This is a genomic window from Allobosea sp. 10L417 (genome assembly GCF_056395485.1).
This window is the reverse complement of record NZ_JBFTJP010000002.1, coordinates 532,679-549,703: the sequence shown is the minus strand read 5'-3', so window position 1 is coordinate 549,703 and position 17,025 is coordinate 532,679. Positions and strand designations below refer to the sequence as shown.

The following is a 17,025-nucleotide window of genomic DNA, read 5'->3' as shown; positions in this document are numbered from 1 at the left end:
CGCGAGCCGTTTCCTGCCGCAATCCCGCCTGCATCGCCCAAAATCCGTCTCCGGATCTCCTTATTCGCGGATACGAACGGCGAAAAACGGCCAAAAACTGCCCTTTCTGCGATGCCGACTGGCCGACCGTTCAGAAAAGGATGGTTTACATGCAAACTATTGTGGGTTTTGCGCGGGGGACATTCATGCGGGCCGGTTGCGTGCTCGCGGTTGAGAGAGTCGCTTTGGAGCGCGCAGTTGCAATCGGGCAACATCTTGGGCACCCTCCTGCTGCGGACGGCCATGCACAGAGACGGACTTGTGTTTCGCCGACACATCCGGTCAGAGTCGAAAGCCCATTTAGATCGTTTGAAACGGGGGAAACACCTTGAAACTGCTCCGCTACGGCGCGCTCGGCCAGGAAAAGCCGGCCCTTCTCGATGCCCAGGGCAAGCTGCGCGACCTGTCCGGCGTCATCCCTGATGTTGCCGGCAAGGCGCTGAGTTCGGCCTCGCTCGCCAAGGTCAAGGCGGTTTCGGCTGAATCGCTGCCACTGGTTTCGGGTTCGCCGCGCATCGGCGCCTGTGTCGGCGACGTCCGCAACTTCATCGCCGTCGGCCTCAATTTCGCGGACCACGCTGCCGAGACCGGCGCGGAGATCCCGAAGGAGCCGATCCTTTTCAACAAGGCGCCGAACTGCATCGTCGGCCCCAATGACGACGTCATCATCCCGAAGGGCTCCAAGAAGACCGATTGGGAGGTCGAGCTCGCGATCGTGATCGGCGACGGCGGCTCCTACATCGAAGAGAAGGATGCGATGGCCGCAATCGCGGGCTTCTGCGTCTGCAACGACGTCTCCGAGCGCGAATTCCAGCAGGAGCGCGGCGGGCAATGGGCCAAGGGCAAGGGCTGCCCGACCTTCGGTCCGCTCGGCCCCTGGCTGGTGACCACCGACGAGATCAAGGACATCCAGAACCTCGGCATGTGGCTCGAAGTCGACGGCGAGCGTGTCCAGAACGGCTCGACCAAGACGATGATCTTCGGCGCCGCCTATCTCGTCCACTATATCAGCCAGTTCATGCGCCTCGATCCAGGCGACGTGATCACCACCGGCACGCCTCCGGGCGTCGGCCTCGGCTTCAAGCCCCCGCGCTTCCTGAAGGGCGGCGAGGTCGTGGCGCTCGGCATCGAGGGCCTTGGCGAGCAGAAGCAGAACTTCGTCGCCTACAAGGGCTGAGTTCTCTCGCCTAGCGAGCCAACCGCCACTCAGGAACAGCATCGGACGCCGGCCATTGCCGGCGTCTTTTTTGGCGGTGGAGGCGGATAAAAAACGCCGCCAGAGCCGCTTGACCCGGCTTTGACGGCGCAAAGTTTCGTTCGCGGACGGCAAAGCCGTCTCTGCCTCGACACTCTCGCCCGCTTTCGCCGGGCTGGCATCCCCCAAATGGGGGGTCCAAGGCTCACCGCGGCGGCGCGGCGCTCTTGAGCAGCCCGACGAGATCCGCCTGCCGGCGCGAGCCCGTCTTCGCCAGAATGCGCTTCAGCGTCGTGCGGGCCGTCGCCTCGGTCACGCCGAGGCGCTGTGCGGCTTCGCGGGGCGTATGCCCGCCCGCGATCGCGGCGGCCAGACGCGCCTCCGCCGGGGTCAGGTCGAAGAGCCCGCCGATCAGGCCGGCCTCGAGCCCGGCCCCCGCCGTCACCGGCGTCGCGACCACGATGGCGCTGGCGAAGGAAAACACATCGCGCGCCTGCCCGCGCACCGGCGAGAGATGCAGCACCATCGGCACGCCGCCCCGCCGTGCCGGTATCGGGAGGGACCGTACCGGTTGCGGCAGATCGGGCCGCGACAAGGCCGCGATGGCCGCGGCCAACAGATCGTCCGCGGGGGCGTGCGCAACCGCGAGCCTTGCCGCGCGATCCTGGAAGACGCCCGGCATCAGATCCTGAAACAGCGCGTTGGCGTCGATGACCTGCCCCCGCAACCCCAGCACGGCCGCGGGGAGGCCCATCATCTCGAGGGCCTGCGACGCGGCTCGCGCCCGCTCCATCGCCAACCGGCGCCCCAGCAAACCGGCGCGCGCGAAATGCGACCGCAGGCTTTCCAGGGCGGAGATGCCTTTTGCATCCACATAGCCTTCGGTCACGGACCGCTCGCAATGAACAATCGTCAGGTCGCCGGACGGCGCCGCTATGGCGGTGGCGACAGCGGAACCATAGCCGGCCGGAATCAGGATGTCCTGATAGAGCGGCGCGCTTGCGATCTCGTCCTGGCTGAAAACGTCCTTGTCAGTGATGAAGCCAAGCCGGCCATGGACGAGCAGACGCTGCGCCCGCTCGTTGATGCCGAACGGGATGCGCCGCAGCAATTCTTCATAAGCTTGCCCGAACTCGGGAGAGGACGCGATCAGGCGGGCGTCGTCATCGAGGACCGTGCCGAGCAGCGCTTCCTTGCAACCGGCGAGCCGGGCCGTATCCCGCAGGACGCGGGACCAGCCCTCAGGCACGATCGCGGCTTCATAAATGCCGTCGATCAGCGCGTTTTCGAAATCGCTGCCCGCCACGTCTTCCTCTTTGACCGGCAGCATAGTCTTGCCACGACAACTTGGCCTCCCCTGTTTGGGGGAGACCAACTAAGCCTTTCGACGCAATCGGCGGTTGAAGTGCCCCGCGCGGCCTCAGCCTTCCGGCAGGCCGAGCATCAGGCGGATATTCTGGACAGCCGCGCCCGAGGCGCCCTTGCCGAGATTGTCCAGGCGCGCGACGAGCACGGCCTGGCCGAGATCGTCCTGCCCGAAGACGCGCAGCTCGAGCTTGTTGGTATCGTTCAGCGCTTCCGGCTCGATCTTGCCGCCCATCCCCTCCTGGGAGTGCACGCTGACATAGCTCGAGCCGGCATAGCGCTCGGCCAACGTATGATGAAGATCGGCGATGCTCGGCCGCCCGGGCAGCGTGTCGAGATGCAGCGGAATCGAAACCAGCATGCCCTGCCGGAAATTCCCGACGGAGGGCACGAAGATCGGCCGCCGCGTCAGCTTGGCATAGGCTTGCAGCTCCGGCAGGTGCTTGTGGCGCAGGCCGAGGCCGTAGAGCTCGAAGGCCGGTGCGACACCGGTCTCGTACTCCTCGATCATCGACTTGCCACCGCCGGAATAGCCGGAGACGGCATTGATCGTGACGGGATGGTCGTGCGCCATCAGTCCGGCATCGACGAGCGGGCGCAGCAGCGCGATGGCGCCGGTCGGATAGCACCCCGGATTGGCGACGCGATCGGCCTTGGCGATCTTCTCGGCATGGCCCGGCTCGAGTTCGGCGAAGCCATAGATCCACCCCGGCGCGACGCGATGGGCGGTGGCGGCGTCGACGATCTTGGGCGCGTTCGTGCCGAGTTCGTCGGCGAGCACAACCGATTCCTTGGCGGCGTCGTCCGGCAGGCAGAGCACGACGAGATCGACGCTCGCCATCATGTCCTTCCGCGCGGCCGGATCCTTGCGCTTGCCGGGGTCGATGCTCTTGACCGCGACCTCCGGCACCGCACCCAGCCGCTCGCGGATGCCAAGCCCGGTCGTGCCGGCTTCGCCGTCGATGAAGATGGTTTTCAGGTTCTGGCTCATCAGGACCCCCGATCGCTGGGTAGGCACGTCAATGGATGGGCTTCAGGCATAAAAAAACCGCGCTTCTCGGCGCGGTCGCGGGCGTTCGGTCATCGGCCGAGCGTCATCGCGGGCGCGCCGGAGCGGCCGAGTACGGGCGACGTCGGGACAGGTTACTGACCATCGCTTCGATATGAGGGAGCCACCGGGCCCTGTCAATAACGGCAGGCTTCGGCCCGAAGCATAACCGCACCGCGCCACGCTCGTGCCGGTTCGGCGGATCGAAGGCGGCGTTCCTCTTTTCCGAGTCGCCGCAACGGCTTGCGGGCAGCGGCTCGGAATTCGATTCCACCTGTTCGCAAACCGATTCAACCCGCCTGCTTCAGCGCCAGTGCCTGAATGTGATGCTGCACGATGGTCGAGGCGGCGATCGCGGTGATGTCGGCGTGGTCATAAGGCGGCGAGACCTCGACGACATCCATGCCGCGAATGTCGAGGTCTCGGAGCGCCCAGAGGGCACGCAGAGCCTGATCCGCACTGAACCCGCCCGAGACCGGCGTGCCCGTACCCGGGGCGAAGGCAGGGTCGAGCGCATCGATGTCGAAGGTGAGGTAGGCCGGACCCTGCCCTACCCGCTCCCGGATGCGCTGCGCCATCCCGGCGACGCCGAGTGCGTGTGCCTCATAGGCGTCGAGGATGGCGATGCCGCAGTCGCGCGGTGCGACGGTGCGGATGCCGATCTGGATCGAGCGCTCGACATCGATCAGCCCTTCGCGGACCGCCTCCAGCACAAAACTGCCATGACCGATCCCGCCGGGGCCGTCATCCCAGGTATCCTGATGGGCATCGAACTGGATCAGCGCCAGCTGGCCATGGCGGGCGACATGGGCGCGCAGCAGCGGCAGGGTGATGAAATGATCGCCGCCCAGCGTTATCAGATGCGCGCCGCCAGCAAGGATGGCGGCGGCCTCCGCCTCGATCGCCCCGGCACAACCCGAAAGGTCACCGCGCGGCAAGGCACAGTCGCCGTAGTCCATGGCCGAAAGACGGGCGAAGGGGTCGATACCCGACGGATATTGCGGATCGCCGTCGAAGATCGCGCTCGCGCGCCTGATCGCCTGCGGGCCGAACCGCGCACCGGGCCGGTTGGTGACGGAAAGATCGAAGGGCACGCCCCAGATCACGAGATCGCAGCCCGCGACATCCTTGCCATAGGGCCGGCGCATGAAGGAGAGCGCGCCTGCATAGGTCGGGTCGGCCGCGCCGCCACGCCGCTCGCCCGTGAAGGCGTGGTCGATCGGCGGCTTGTCGCTGGCTTCGCTCATGACGGTCCTTCGAATCAACGGCGCGCGTTGAACCAGACGAAGAGGCACCAGGGCAGGATCAGCGCCAGCGCCGTCAGCACGAGACGCAGCATCGTCCAGGCGTTGGGGTTGTTGATCGCGCGCCCGTCGAGCTCCGGGACGCCATGGATGAAGCCGAGCGCCACCGCCGGAGCGAGGAAGATGGCCAATGCCCTGCCTATCCGCCGAGCGCGCGGCAGATCCTCTTGCGCCAGCATCAGCAAGGCCGGCACCGCGATCATGCCGAAGGCGATCAGAATGAGGAGGACGCGCATAGGCTCTTGCTACATCAGCGGCGAACGACGCGCGAGAGGCGGCGCTCCCTACGCCCCGTCGGCTTCATATGCCTCCGTATAATAAGCACGCACATCATTGTGATCCTTGCCGCGAAAATGCCACGGATCAAGCTGCGGAGCGTCTTTTTTCCGGAAGCATCCTTGGGTGTTCCTGCAAGCGTGCAGGAACGAATAACCCCTTGCTTATCGATGCAGTGGTTTCGGAGACAGCGATGAAGAAGACACTGGCCGCAGCGGCGTTCGCCCTGACTTTTGCCCTTGGAGGCATTGCCGTGCAATCGGCAGCCTCAGCCCATCCGGCAACGCCGAATCCGACGCTGAGCAGTGCCGGCAATCTGGTCACCCCCATAGCCGCCAAGGCACATCAGCCGGCTGCGAACCAACTCGCTCCGCAACCCCAGGAGGAGCCGCAGGAATATCCAAAATACCATGATCAGGCGACGGATGCCTATTACTCGCCGCCCTTGAAGGCCAATCCCTGCCGATTCACCCAGGCTCCCATCGATGGCGCGATGAAGCAGGTCGAGGTCTGCGACTGACACTGTCGGGGCCCGAGGAATTCCTCGCCCCGCGACGAGTTGTTGCGTGCAAAGTAGCGTTGCGTAGCGTCGCGAGCGGGTCGTCAGACCCGCTCGCTCCCTGATCGCCCGCCGCGCGCTCCCGAAGCGGCCGGGCTCCCCGCTCCAGCGCAGCCCGGCATCGGCGTCAGCGGCCGCCAGATACTTTCAGGATCACGCCCGTCGTATAGCTGGATGCCTCCGACAGGAGGAACAGCACCGCCTCGGCGATCTCTTCGGCGGTGGCTGCGCGCTTGAGCGGGATCAGCGGCGCGATGCGTGCGACGCGGCCGGCTTCTCCGGTCGAAAGAGCGTGGATCTCCGTCTCGGTGATGCCGGGCGCCACCGCGTTGACGCGGATGCCATGAGGCGCCAGCTCCTTGGCGAGGCCGAGGGTGAGGGAATCGACGGCCCCCTTCGAGGCCGCATACCAGACATATTCGCCGGGCGAGCCGAGTTCGGCCGCGACCGAGGAGATGTTGACGATCGCCCTCCCCGGCGCCGCCTCATGGGCGATCAGCGCGCGGGCCGCCTCGCGCGCGACCAGAATTGCACCGGTGACATTGACGTCGATGCACTCACGGATCACGGCGGCATCCGCTTCGACCAGGGAACTCGACTTGCCGGTGATGCCGGCATTGTTGACGACATGGGTGAGCGCACCGAGCGCCGCCCTGGCTTCAGCGAAGACGCGGATGATGTCGGAGACATCGGCCATGTCGCCCTGCAATGCGAGAGCCTTTGCGCCGGCCGCCTCGCAGGCCTCGACGACCGCGGCTGCAGCCTTGCCGTTGCTTTGGTAGTTCACAGCAACATCATAGCCGCGCCTGGCCGCCATGATGCAGGTCGCCGCGCCGATCCCGCGGCTGCCGCCGGTGACGAGGAGGACGGGACGGCTCACGGCGGACTCCGGCTGATCTGGCGCGAAACTGCAGCCAATACGAAAAGGGCGGCTCTTGCGAGCCGCCCTTCCGCATAACGGTAATTCCGGAAACGATCAGCGCTTCGAGAACTGGAAGCTGCGGCGGGCCTTGGCCTTACCGAACTTCTTACGCTCGACGACACGCGAGTCGCGGGTCAGGAAGCCTTCCTTCTTGAGCGGGCCGCGAAGCTCCGGCTCATAGAAGGTCAGGGCCTTGGAGATGCCGTGGCGGACAGCGCCGGCCTGGCCGGAGAGACCGCCGCCCTTGACCGAGACGATGACGTCGTACTGGGTCAGGCGATCGACATGCTGCAGGGGCTGCTTCAGGACGAGACGCAGCACCGGACGGGCGAAATAGATCTCCTGATCGCGGCCGTTGACCGTGACCTTGCCGGAGCCGGGCTTGATCCAGACGCGGGCGATGGCATTCTTGCGCTTGCCGGTGGCATAGGCGCGGCCCTGGGCATCGACCTTCTTGACGTGGACCGGAGCTTCCGGCTGAGCGGGCTTGGCTGCATCGCCAAGCTGGGAGAGAGACTGAAGAACCTCGGCCACGGTCAGACCCTCTTGTTCTTGCTGTTGAGCGCGGCGACGTCGAGCGCCTCCGGCGACTGGGCAGCGTGCGGATGCTCCGCGCCCTTGTAGACGCGCAGATTGCCGAGGATCTGGCGGAAGAGCGGGCCGCGCGGCAGCATGCGCTCGATGGCCTTCTCGACGACGCGCTCGGGGAAGCGGCCTTCCAGGATGAACTTGGCCGAACGCTCCTTGATGCCGCCCGGGAAGCCAGTGTGGTGGTAGTACACCTTCTGGTCACGCTTGCGGCCGGTCAGGGAGACCTTCTCGGCATTGATGACGATGACGTTATCGCCGCAGTCGACATGGGGGGTGTAGGCGGCCTTGTGCTTGCCGCGCAGACGCATCGCCACCACGGAGGCGAGACGGCCGACGACGAGCCCGGAGGCGTCGATCACAACCCACTTCTTTTCGACATCGGCGGGCTTGAGCGAGACGGTCTTCATCGCGGGCACCCTTCGGTTGCGTAAGAAAAGGACAAGCCGCCGGAGGTCCGGCGGCGGTGTGGGCTGGCAATAGGAGGCGTGGAGCCGGCTGTCAAGCCGCTTCTAAAGTGCAGGTTTCCGAAAAACGCAATTTTCTCATAGCGATGAGAATAAAGGTATCCTGATACCGCATCATTCTTCCACGCAGGACCGGGGATCAGCGTGCGGGGATCGAATAGGTCCCCGTCGCGTGGCAGACCATCTCGGTCTCGCCCTGCGAATAGAGGCAGACCTCGCCGACGGCGAGCCGCTTGCCGAGCTTGAGCAGCTTCGCCTCCCCGATCAGGGCTGCCTGCCCGGGCTTGCGCAGGAAATTGAAGTTGAGGCTCGTCGTCACCGCGAGACCGACCGGGCCGATCTGGGCGAGGATCGCCGCGTAGAGCGCGAGATCGGCCAGCGCCATCATCGTCGGCCCCGAAATGGTCCCGCCCGGGCGCAGATGCTTCTCATGGTAGTCGCAGCGCATCCGGGCCGTCATCGGGCCGACCTCCTCGATGAAGTAGGTGCGGCCGCCATGGTGGAGCTGCGGAAAGACCTCGTCGAGATAGCTCTCGATCTCGGCGGCGCTCATGCGGATCGTCATGCGAAAAACCGAAGGCTAAGGCGGAAGTTCTCCCCTTGCAGCATGGCCGGCTGCCCCCGACAATAGGCCTAAACGCGAAGGCGGCTCGCGCAAATAGGGCAGCGCAGGCGGCGCCGGGAAGGATCGTCATGAACGCGCATCACCAACCGGCCACCGCCATCCTCCTGCGGCGGGATGCCGAGGGTATCGCGACGCTGACGCTGAACCGCCCGCAGGCTCGCAATCCTCTGAGCGAAGCAATGCTGACCGCGCTGAGCGAGGCCTTCACCGCGATCGCCGCCGACCGCTCGGTGCGCGTCGTCATCCTCGCCGCCGCCGGCCCCGTCTTCAGCGCCGGGCATGATCTGAAGGAAATGACCGCCCATCGCGCCGATGCAGATTGTGGGCGGGCCTATTTCACGGATATCCTCGGGCGCTGCTCAGGCGTGATGCAGCAGATCACCGCCCTGCCCCAGCCGGTGATCGCGGCCGTCGAGGGCACGGCGACTGCCGCCGGTTGCCAGCTCGTAGCGAGCTGCGACCTTGCTGTCGCCGGCAGCGACGCCCGTTTCTGCACGCCGGGCGTCCATATCGGCCTGTTCTGCTCGACGCCGATGGTCGCGCTCTCGCGCAATCTCTCGGCCAAGCATGCGCTGGAGATGCTGCTGCTCGGCGAGATGGTGCCGGCAACGGAGGCAGCCCGGATGGGGCTCGTCAACTGCGTCGTGCCGGCCGGCGACGCATTGGCGGAGGCGCAGCGGCTCGCCGGCATCATCACCTCGAAATCACCGGCAACGGTCAAGATCGGCAAGCGCGCCTTCTACGAGCAGCGCGAGATGGGGCTGAAGGCCGCATACGACCACGCTACGGCGGTCATGGTCGAGAACATGCTCGCGCGCGACGCCGAGGAAGGGATCGGCGCGTTCATGGAAAAGCGCGCGCCGATCTGGGAATCATAGCAGGCCCGGCGCATCGACTGCCGGGCTTATCTGCAGCGCATTCAGACGATTTCCCGATAGTGGTGTTCCACGACCGGCGCAGGCGTGGCGGCCTCGCCCTCGCGCGCCGGCTCGGCCGGCAATTGCAGGACCGTGGCGCACTGACCCTCCACCAGGCTCGTCACCATGACCAGGCGTCCATCCGGCAGCTCGAGTGCGTCGTGATGGACATAGGGCTTGTCGAGGTCGACCTGGCGGAACCGTGCGACCCGGGCGCGATATCTCCGGTTCGGCAGCAGCCCCATGCCACGATCACACTCGATATCGGCCGCGAAGGCCAGCTCCGTGCCGGGCATCACGCAGACGGCCACGTCCGGCCGGCCGACAGCGCAAAAGCCGCGGGTGCTCGCTTGCGGAAAGCGGGTCGAAACCAGTTCGTCGCCGACCTTGGCTGGAGTGGACATCACATTGTGCAGGCTATAGTCGCACATGGCAGGCCCTCCGTTTCTACTGACAAGTCGGGGGCCATCCCCGACGCGCCAGCAAAGCACCAAAGCATGGCGGGCCTATGTTGAGCGTACGTTGATATGCCGTTGGAGCGTTCCGGTACCCTTCACTTTTCTGCGAGTGCCCGCAATTGAGCCACGAATCCTACGATGACACCGCGATCCGTCGCATTCTGCGCGAAACGAAGCGGATCGCGCTTGTCGGTGCCTCCGCGAATGAGGCGCGCCCTAGCTGGATCGTGACGAAATACCTGCTCGACCGCGGTTACGACGTCGTTCCTGTCAATCCCGGCCTCGCCGGGCAGACCATCCTGGGCAGGACGGTCTACGCCTCGCTCAAGGAGGTTCCCGGCCCGATCGACATGGTCGAGATCTTTCGCAACTCTCAGGCAGCTGGGCCGATCACCGACGAGGCATTGGCGCTCGATCCCCTGCCCAAGGTGATCTGGATGCAGCTCTCGGTGCGCAACGACGAGGCCGCGGCCCGCGCCGAGGCGAAGGGCGTCACAGTCATCATGAACCGCTGCCCGAAGATCGAGTATGCTCGGCTGTCGGGCGAGATCGGCTGGCAGGGCATCAATTCGCGCATCCTCTCCGCCAAGAAGCCTGCGCTCGCAGGCAAGGGCTTCCAGAAGCTGACGATCAACCGGCCGGGGACATAAATCCGCGTCATTCTCGGGCTTGACCCGACCATCTCGGAGACCAGAGAGCTGGTCACGAGATTCTCGGGTCAAGCCCGAGAATGACGCGCAAGGGAGAGGCAGGACAATGCGCGAGCTTGCGACGACCTGCTGCATCGCCGGCGGCGGCCCGGCGGGGATGATGCTGGGCTTCCTGCTGGCGCGGGCCGGCGTCGATGTGACGGTGCTCGAAAAGCACGCCGACTTCCTGCGGGATTTTCGGGGCGACACCATCCATCCCTCGACGATGCAGCTGATGCAGGAGCTCGGCCTGCTCGACGACTTCCTCAAGCTGCCGCATACCGAGGAGCGCAGCATCGTCGCCCGCTTCGGCGATCAGGACGTGCCGATCGCGGATTTCAGCCATCTGCCGGTCGCGGCGCCCTATATCGCCTTCATGCCGCAATGGGACTTCCTCGATTTCCTGGCCGATCGCGGGCGCGAGCTGCCGCACTTCCATCTGCTGATGCGGGCCAAGGCGACGGGGCTGATCCGCGAGGGCGGGCGCGTCACCGGCATCACCGCGCAGACGCAGGATGGCGAGACGACGATCACCGCCGATCTCGTCGTTGCGGCGGATGGCCGCCATTCGGATCTGCGGCAGGCCGGCGGCTTCTCGGTCCACGAGATCGGCGCGCCGATGGATGTGCTCTGGTTCCGCCTGTCCCGGCGCGCGAGCGATGCGGCGCAGACCTTCGGGCAGGTTGCGCGTGGACGCTTCGCCGTGATGCTGAACCGCGGCGACTACTGGCAATGCGCCTATGTCATCCCGAAAGGGGCGCTGGAGAAGCTCCGGGCTGCCGGGCTCGACGCCTTCAGGGCGAACCTCGCCGAATTGCTGCCGATCCTGGCCGACCGTACCGGCGAGATCGCGAGCTGGGACGATCTCAAGCTGCTTTCGGTCGCGGTCGACCGACTGGCGCAATGGTGGCAGCCGGGGCTGCTCTGCATCGGCGATGCCGCGCATGCGATGTCGCCGATCGGCGGCGTCGGCGTGAACCTGGCGATCCAGGACGCGGTCGCGGCCGCCAACCGGCTTGCCGCGCCATTGCGCGAGAAGCGCGTCGCCGACAGCGATCTCGCCGCCGTGCAGGAACGCCGGGCCTTTCCGACAAAGGCGACGCAAGCCTTGCAGGTCGCGATCCAGAATCGCTTGATCACCCCGATCCTTGCCGGCAGCGGGCCGGTGCAGCCGCCCTTCCCGCTCAAGCTCCTCCGATGGTTCCCGCTGCTGCGCCGCATCCCGGCGCGGCTCGTCGGCATGGGCTTGCGGCCGGAGCATATCGGGCCGGAACTGGCGCCCCGCCCCTGAATTGACGCTGCCGACCGCGTTCGTTAAATCGAACGAACGGTTTCGTCAGAAGTGCCAGGGAGAACGCCATGTCCGATCGCGCACCGGGTTTCAGCACACTCGCCATCCATGCCGGGGCGGCTCCCGATGCGGCGACAGGCGCACGCGCCACGCCGATCTACCAGACGACCTCCTTCGTCTTCGACGACGTCGACCACGCAGCCTCGCTGTTCGGGCTGCAGGCCTTCGGCAATATCTATTCGCGCATCGGCAACCCGACCAATGCCGTGCTCGAAGAGCGTGTCGCGGCGCTTGAAGGCGGCACGGCTGCTCTTGCGGTCGCCTCAGGCCACGCCGCCGAATTCCTGTGCTTCCACGCACTGATGCAGCCCGGTGACGAGTTCGTCGCGGCCAAGAAGCTCTATGGCGGCTCGATCAACCAGTTCAACCACTCCTACAAGAACTTCGGCTGGAGCGTGATCTGGGCCGACTCCGACGATCTCGAGAGCTTTGCCGCCGCCATCACGCCCAAGACCAAAGCGATCTTCATCGAGTCGATCGCCAATCCCGGCGGCGTCGTGGTCGATATCGCCGGCATCGCGGCCATCGCCAAGAAGCACAACATCCCGCTGATCGTCGACAACACGATGGCGAGCCCCTATCTGATCCGCCCCTTCGAGCACGGTGCCGACATCGTCGTGCACTCCGCCACGAAATTCCTGGGCGGCCACGGCAATTCGGTCGGCGGCGTGATCGTCGATGGCGGCTCGTTCAACTGGGTCGGCGACGAGCGCTATCCGATGCTGTCCAAGCCGCGGCCGGAATATAACGGCATGGTGCTCGGCGAAACCTTCGGCAATTTCGCCTTTGCCATCGCCACCCGCGTGCTCGGGCTGCGCGACATGGGTCCGGCACTCTCGCCCTTCAACGCCTTCATGATCCTGACCGGCATCGAGACGCTGCCGCTGCGCATGCAGCGCCATTGCGAGAACGCGCTGACGGTCGCCAAGCATCTGTCGACCCATCCCGCCGTCGATTGGGTCAGCTATGCCAGCCTGCCGGGGAACAAGTATTACGAACTCGCCCAGCGCTATTCGCCCAAGGGCGGCGGCGCGGTCATGACCATCGGTCTGAAGGGTGGCTACGATGCCGGCGTCAAGCTGGTCTCGGATCTGAAGCTGTTCTCGCATCTCGCCAATATCGGCGACACGCGCTCGCTGGTGATCCACCCGGCCTCGACCACGCACCGACAGCTCAGCGATGCACAGAAGACGGCCTCCGGCGCGGGCCCGGAGGTGGTCCGGCTCTCGATCGGGCTCGAGGATGTCGCCGATCTGATCGACGATCTGGATCAGGCGCTGGCCTGAGCTTCCGCGTCTTGGAGCGGAGCCACGCACCTCCCGAGACCTGCAGACCAAAAAGGCGCCGGCGACGGCGCCTTTCTGTTTATGCGACGGTCGGCGAAAATCTCAGCAGCGCGCCGCCTGCTCAGTGCGCGTGAGGTGCACCACGCCCATCGCCAGAACGGCGAAGCCGAGCGCCTGATGGGCGAGCCCGGCCCAAAGCGGTACGACCAGCAGCAACGTAACGATGCCGAGCGCCGATTGGGCCAGCACGAGCCCGGCGATGGCGGTCGCGCGCTTGGCGCTGCCCGATCCCGGCGCGGCGCGGCGCAGCCGCAGGACGTTCCAGAGCGCGACGGCAAAAAGAACGTAGGCGCCGATGCGGTGGTCGAACTGCACGAGCGCAACATTGTCGACGAAGTTCTCCCAGAACGGCGTCTGGGCGAAGAGCAGCGAGCCGGGCGGGACGAGCGTGCCGTCCATCAGCGGCCAGGTGTTGAAGGTGAAGCCCGCCTTGGAGCCGGCGACGAGGCCGCCGAGCGCAACCTGCACGAAGAGCAACAGCAGGAGCAGCCAGGCGGTCGCCCTGCCCCGCGCCGGTTCGACCCGCCGCAGCGGCGTCAGCGTCGTCGCGAAGGCCACGACCGAAGCAAAGAACAAGCCGGCGAAGGTGAGATGCAGCGTCAGCTTCACCGGAGCGACCGCGACCATGCCGGGCTGGAGGCCGGACGCGACCATGATCCAGCCGATCGCGCCCTGCAGGCCGAGCAACAGCCCCATGCCGAACAGCGTCGCGATCTGCCGCGCCGGCAGCAGGCGGCGCAGCGCCACGACGAGGAAACCGGCGAGATAGATCAGCCCGATCAAGCGGCCGAGCTGGCGATGGCCCCATTCCCACCAGTAGATGAACTGGAATTCGCCAAGGCTCATGCCGTTGTTGAGGATCTGGTACTGCGGGCTCGCCTGATACTTGGCGAACTCCTCGGTCCAGGCCCCGGCCGAGAGTGGCGGCAGCGCACCTGTGATCGGCTTCCATTCGGTGATGGAGAGGCCCGAGCCCGTCAGCCGTGTCGCGCCGCCGACGACGACCATCAGGAAGACGAGGCCCGCCACCGCCCAGAGCCAGCGGCGGATGCCGGCATGAGCGGCCTTGGCGTCGGCGCGGGTCTGGTCGAGGGCGAGGGTCACGGGCGGGCTTTCGGTCGCAGATGCTGGCTGGCGCTTCACAAGCGCTGATTGCGGTGACATAGACCCGTCGCGACAGCGCGACAACGCCTGCAATGCCGCAGGAGCGATGCAAGGCCCGAGCGAGCGGCGGAGAACCCGATGAGACAACGCAACCGCAAGCTGCTCGGAACGGTGCTGATCCTCGTCTTCGTCTGCGTCTACGCGCTGGTTGCGATGGCGCTGGCGCAGGGCCGGATCACCGAGGCGCCGAAGCTCGTCCAGACGATCGCCTATGTCGCGCTCGGCCTCGCCTGGGTGCTGCCGCTTCTGCCACTGATCAAATGGATGGAGCGCAAGGACGAGGCCTGAGCCTCGTCAGGCGATATCAAGGCTGCGTCCCCGGTTCCGCAGCCAGAACGGCAGCCCTGACAACAGCGCCCGCAGCGCAGCCTCGTTCTGGTGGAGGCCGTTGAGCGAGACGCGCGGCAGGGCATGGAGATGGGCGGCGTGCTCGGCAAAAAGATGCCCCGGCCGCGTCGTGACAGCGCTTTCGAAGCCCGCCTCCCGCGCCAGCGCGAATTCGCGCGGCCCAGCCGAGCCGGGATCACCGACAGGATAGGCGAAATGGCGGATCGGCATTGCCAGTTCCGCCTCCAGCCGCGCCTTGCTCTCGGCGATCTCGCGGCGCGCGGCCTCGGCATCATGTTTGGCTAGCATCGGATGCGTCAGGGTGTGGGCGCCGATGGTGATGCCCGGCGCGCCGGAGAGCGACCGTAGCGTCTCCCATGGCAGGCATTCGCGCTCGACCAGAGCCGTGGCATCGATGCCGGCCTGCGCGGCAAGCTGGGAAATCGCCGACAGGAGAATCGTCTCCGGCCCTTTGCGCAGACGCCAATAGAGCCTGTCGAAAGCACGATTCTTCTCGGCGTCGGTCTCGGTGCGGGCCGTGCAGGGGCCTTCAGGCAAGGCGATGTCGAGCCGCGGCAAGATACGGATCGCCTCTTCCAACTCCAGCCACCAGAGCCGCGCCGTGCGATCGGCAAAGCCCGGCGTAACGAAGAGCGTCCACGGCGCGCCATGCTTCGCCAGCACCGGCCACGCGTGATCGACATTGTCGCGATAGCCGTCGTCGAAGGTCAGCGCGACGAAGAAACGGCCGCGCTTCGGCTGCTGCAGGCGCAGGACGGCCTCGTCGAGCGAAACGATGTCGTAGCCCTCGGCCCGGATGAGGCTGAGAGCCTCGTCGAGAAACTCGGGCGTGATCTCCAGCAACGCGTTGGGCGCGAAGCCACGCGCCAGCCGCGGACGGACATGGTGCAAGGTCAGGATCATCCCTGCGCCTTGCGCAAAGCTGCGGCCCCAGCGATCCGCGCCCGTCGCCGCCATCAGCTTGAATGCGGCCGCGATGGCCTTGTGACGTCCGTTCATCGCCATTCCGTGCAACCACCCGCTAACGCTGTTGCACAATGGCGCTGCCGGGCCGGAGGATCATGACCGATCCGTTCACAATGACGGGTTAAGGAGGATACGCCTCAATCCGCCGAGGGGCCGAGAAGCCATGCCTGCCATCGCCGCCGAAACATCGCACCCGCGAACCGATGCCGCTGCCAGCCATGCAGAGATGCGGCCCTGGGCATCGATCTCCGTGGAGAGCGACATCCGTTCGCTCGAGGGGGCCTGGCTTGAATTCGAGGCGCAGGCGCTGGTCACGCCCTATCAGGCCTATGGCTGGGTCCGCCCTTTCGTCGAGACGGTGGGCGCCGCCGAGCTAATGACATTCCGCTACGCGTTGCTTCGCGACGCGCAGGGAGCGCTCTGCGCGCTGCTGCCGCTGGTCATCACCCGTCGCAACGGCATCCGCTTCGCCGAGTTCATCGGCGGCAAGCATGCGAACTACCATATGGGTCTCTATGCTCCTGCCTTCGCCGCCAGGCTCGATGCAGCGCTTGCGCAGCAGATGCTCGCCGAGATCGGCGCGGCGATCGGCGGTCTGGACGCGCTCGTCTTCGTCAATCAGCCGGCGCGATGGCAAGGCCAGGCCAATCCGCCTGCCCTTCTCGCCGCCGGCCCGAGCCCGAGCCGGGCCTACAAGCTCGCGCTGATCGCTGGCGACGGCGATGCCACGCTGAAGCGCTCAATGAGCAGCCATGCGCGCAAGAAGCTCAAGAACAAGCACAGCCGCTTCAGGGATTTCGGCCCTTCGACGATGATCCGCGCGGGAACGCCCGACGAGATCGAGCGCGTCCTGTTGGCGTTCCTAGAACAGAAGGCGGCGCGCTTCCGCGCGATGGGTGTGCGAGATCCGTTTGCCGAGCCGGCAGTGCGCGCATTCCTGTCGCGCGCGGCAGTCGGCACGGATGAGGCGGCGCCGAGGATCGAGCTCTACTCGCTCGATCTGGCGGGGAAAAGCGTCGCCACCTATGTCGGCGCCGCGCAAGGCGAGCGGTTCTCGGGGATGGCGACCTCGTTCGACATGGACAGCGAAACCATCCGGACCAGCCCGGGAGAATTGCTGCTGGCCGAGCTGATCCGGCAGAAATGCAATGATGGGTCGGCCGTCTTCGATCTCGGCGTGGGCGAAGCACGCTACAAGACCACCTTCTGCGACGACCATGACGATCTGGTCGACACCTTTCTGCCGCTCACCTTGAAGGGCCGGCTCTTCGCCGCGACGGCCCGGGCGAAGCGGGAGCTCAAGCGGCGGATCAAGGCCTCTCCCTTAGCGCTCAGGCTGGCGCAGCGAGCATCGGGCTGGCTGCACGGCAAGAAGCGCGACGAGGAATAAGCTCCGCC

At 66.1% G+C, this 17,025-nt stretch carries 19 protein-coding genes; 8 read left to right on the top strand and 11 right to left on the bottom strand.

Annotated elements, in window-relative coordinates; translation table 11 throughout:
- Nucleotides 1–367: 367 nt before the first annotated feature.
- On the top strand, nt 368–1,216 hold the full coding sequence (locus AC1DE3_RS08820; protein ID WP_441511228.1) for a fumarylacetoacetate hydrolase family protein: 849 nt from the start codon (nt 368–370) through the stop codon (nt 1,214–1,216).
- 223 nt (nt 1,217–1,439) lie between these two features.
- On the opposite strand, the gene AC1DE3_RS08815 is transcribed toward AC1DE3_RS08820, so the two are convergent.
- From AC1DE3_RS08815 to AC1DE3_RS08800, 4 genes are all read right to left on the bottom strand, one after another.
- Complete coding sequence (locus tag AC1DE3_RS08815; protein WP_441511227.1) at nt 1,440–2,540, bottom strand: helix-turn-helix transcriptional regulator; 1,101 nt, start codon at nt 2,538–2,540, stop codon at nt 1,440–1,442.
- Between the two features lie 114 nt (nt 2,541–2,654).
- On the bottom strand, nt 2,655–3,590 hold the full coding sequence (argC, locus tag AC1DE3_RS08810; RefSeq protein ID WP_441511226.1) for an N-acetyl-gamma-glutamyl-phosphate reductase: 936 nt from the start codon (nt 3,588–3,590) through the stop codon (nt 2,655–2,657).
- A 347-nt stretch (nt 3,591–3,937) separates the two neighbouring features.
- Nucleotides 3,938–4,894, bottom strand: coding sequence for an agmatinase (speB, locus tag AC1DE3_RS08805; RefSeq protein WP_441511225.1), 957 nt, complete (start codon nt 4,892–4,894; stop codon nt 3,938–3,940).
- Nucleotides 4,895–4,908: 14 nt separating this feature from the next.
- On the bottom strand, nt 4,909–5,187 hold the full coding sequence (locus AC1DE3_RS08800; protein WP_441511224.1) for a hypothetical protein: 279 nt from the start codon (nt 5,185–5,187) through the stop codon (nt 4,909–4,911).
- Nucleotides 5,188–5,420: 233 nt separating this feature from the next.
- On the opposite strand from AC1DE3_RS08800, the gene AC1DE3_RS08795 reads away from it, so the two are divergent.
- On the top strand, nt 5,421–5,747 hold the full coding sequence (locus AC1DE3_RS08795) for a hypothetical protein (RefSeq protein WP_441511223.1): 327 nt from the start codon (nt 5,421–5,423) through the stop codon (nt 5,745–5,747).
- Between the two features lie 166 nt (nt 5,748–5,913).
- Here the strand turns inward: AC1DE3_RS08795 and AC1DE3_RS08790 are convergent, their stop codons facing one another.
- The 4 genes from AC1DE3_RS08790 to AC1DE3_RS08775 all read right to left on the bottom strand — a co-directional run bounded on the left by AC1DE3_RS08790 (nt 5,914) and on the right by AC1DE3_RS08775 (nt 8,328).
- Nucleotides 5,914–6,666 (bottom strand): SDR family oxidoreductase, encoded by a 753-nt coding sequence (locus AC1DE3_RS08790; protein ID WP_441511222.1) that lies wholly within the window; start codon nt 6,664–6,666, stop codon nt 5,914–5,916.
- Between the two features lie 96 nt (nt 6,667–6,762).
- Nucleotides 6,763–7,242: a 30S ribosomal protein S9 gene (gene rpsI, locus AC1DE3_RS08785; RefSeq protein ID WP_441511221.1), complete on the bottom strand. Its 480-nt coding sequence runs from the start codon at nt 7,240–7,242 to the stop codon at nt 6,763–6,765.
- A gap of 2 nt (nt 7,243–7,244) precedes the next feature.
- Nucleotides 7,245–7,706 carry a 50S ribosomal protein L13 gene (gene rplM, locus AC1DE3_RS08780; protein WP_441511220.1) on the bottom strand — a complete coding sequence of 154 codons (462 nt, stop codon included), beginning with the start codon at nt 7,704–7,706 and terminating at the stop codon, nt 7,245–7,247.
- 196 nt (nt 7,707–7,902) lie between these two features.
- Nucleotides 7,903–8,328 (bottom strand): PaaI family thioesterase, encoded by a 426-nt coding sequence (locus tag AC1DE3_RS08775; protein WP_441511219.1) that lies wholly within the window; start codon nt 8,326–8,328, stop codon nt 7,903–7,905.
- Nucleotides 8,329–8,456: 128 nt separating this feature from the next.
- Here AC1DE3_RS08775 and AC1DE3_RS08770 point away from each other — a divergent pair, with 128 nt between their 5' ends.
- Complete coding sequence (locus AC1DE3_RS08770) at nt 8,457–9,266, top strand: enoyl-CoA hydratase (protein WP_441511218.1); 810 nt, start codon at nt 8,457–8,459, stop codon at nt 9,264–9,266.
- 41 nt (nt 9,267–9,307) lie between these two features.
- Here the strand turns inward: AC1DE3_RS08770 and AC1DE3_RS08765 are convergent, their stop codons facing one another.
- Nucleotides 9,308–9,736 carry a hypothetical protein gene (locus tag AC1DE3_RS08765; RefSeq protein ID WP_441511217.1) on the bottom strand — a complete coding sequence of 143 codons (429 nt, stop codon included), beginning with the start codon at nt 9,734–9,736 and terminating at the stop codon, nt 9,308–9,310.
- 146 nt (nt 9,737–9,882) lie between these two features.
- Here AC1DE3_RS08765 and AC1DE3_RS08760 point away from each other — a divergent pair, with 146 nt between their 5' ends.
- From AC1DE3_RS08760 to AC1DE3_RS08750, 3 genes are all read left to right on the top strand, one after another.
- Nucleotides 9,883–10,413, top strand: coding sequence for a CoA-binding protein (locus AC1DE3_RS08760; RefSeq protein WP_476779675.1), 531 nt, complete (start codon nt 9,883–9,885; stop codon nt 10,411–10,413).
- Nucleotides 10,414–10,519: 106 nt separating this feature from the next.
- Entirely contained in the window at nt 10,520–11,743 is a 1,224-nt protein-coding gene (locus AC1DE3_RS08755; protein ID WP_441511215.1) for an FAD-dependent oxidoreductase, read from the top strand.
- A gap of 68 nt (nt 11,744–11,811) precedes the next feature.
- Nucleotides 11,812–13,089, top strand: a complete 1,278-nt coding sequence (locus tag AC1DE3_RS08750) for an O-acetylhomoserine aminocarboxypropyltransferase (protein ID WP_441511214.1) — start codon at nt 11,812–11,814, stop codon at nt 13,087–13,089.
- Nucleotides 13,090–13,191: 102 nt separating this feature from the next.
- Here the strand turns inward: AC1DE3_RS08750 and AC1DE3_RS08745 are convergent, their stop codons facing one another.
- The gene (locus AC1DE3_RS08745) at nt 13,192–14,313 is read right to left on the bottom strand and encodes a COX15/CtaA family protein (protein WP_441511213.1); all 1,122 of its coding nucleotides are present in this window, start codon (nt 14,311–14,313) and stop codon (nt 13,192–13,194) included.
- A 78-nt stretch (nt 14,314–14,391) separates the two neighbouring features.
- On the opposite strand from AC1DE3_RS08745, the gene AC1DE3_RS08740 reads away from it, so the two are divergent.
- Nucleotides 14,392–14,601, top strand: coding sequence for a DUF2842 domain-containing protein (locus AC1DE3_RS08740; protein WP_441511212.1), 210 nt, complete (start codon nt 14,392–14,394; stop codon nt 14,599–14,601).
- Between the two features lie 6 nt (nt 14,602–14,607).
- Here the strand turns inward: AC1DE3_RS08740 and AC1DE3_RS08735 are convergent, their stop codons facing one another.
- On the bottom strand, nt 14,608–15,660 hold the full coding sequence (locus tag AC1DE3_RS08735) for a polysaccharide deacetylase family protein (RefSeq protein ID WP_441511211.1): 1,053 nt from the start codon (nt 15,658–15,660) through the stop codon (nt 14,608–14,610).
- 130 nt (nt 15,661–15,790) lie between these two features.
- On the opposite strand from AC1DE3_RS08735, the gene AC1DE3_RS08730 reads away from it, so the two are divergent.
- Nucleotides 15,791–17,017 carry a GNAT family N-acetyltransferase gene (locus AC1DE3_RS08730; RefSeq protein WP_441511210.1) on the top strand — a complete coding sequence of 409 codons (1,227 nt, stop codon included), beginning with the start codon at nt 15,791–15,793 and terminating at the stop codon, nt 17,015–17,017.
- Nucleotides 17,018–17,025: the final 8 nt, after the last annotated feature.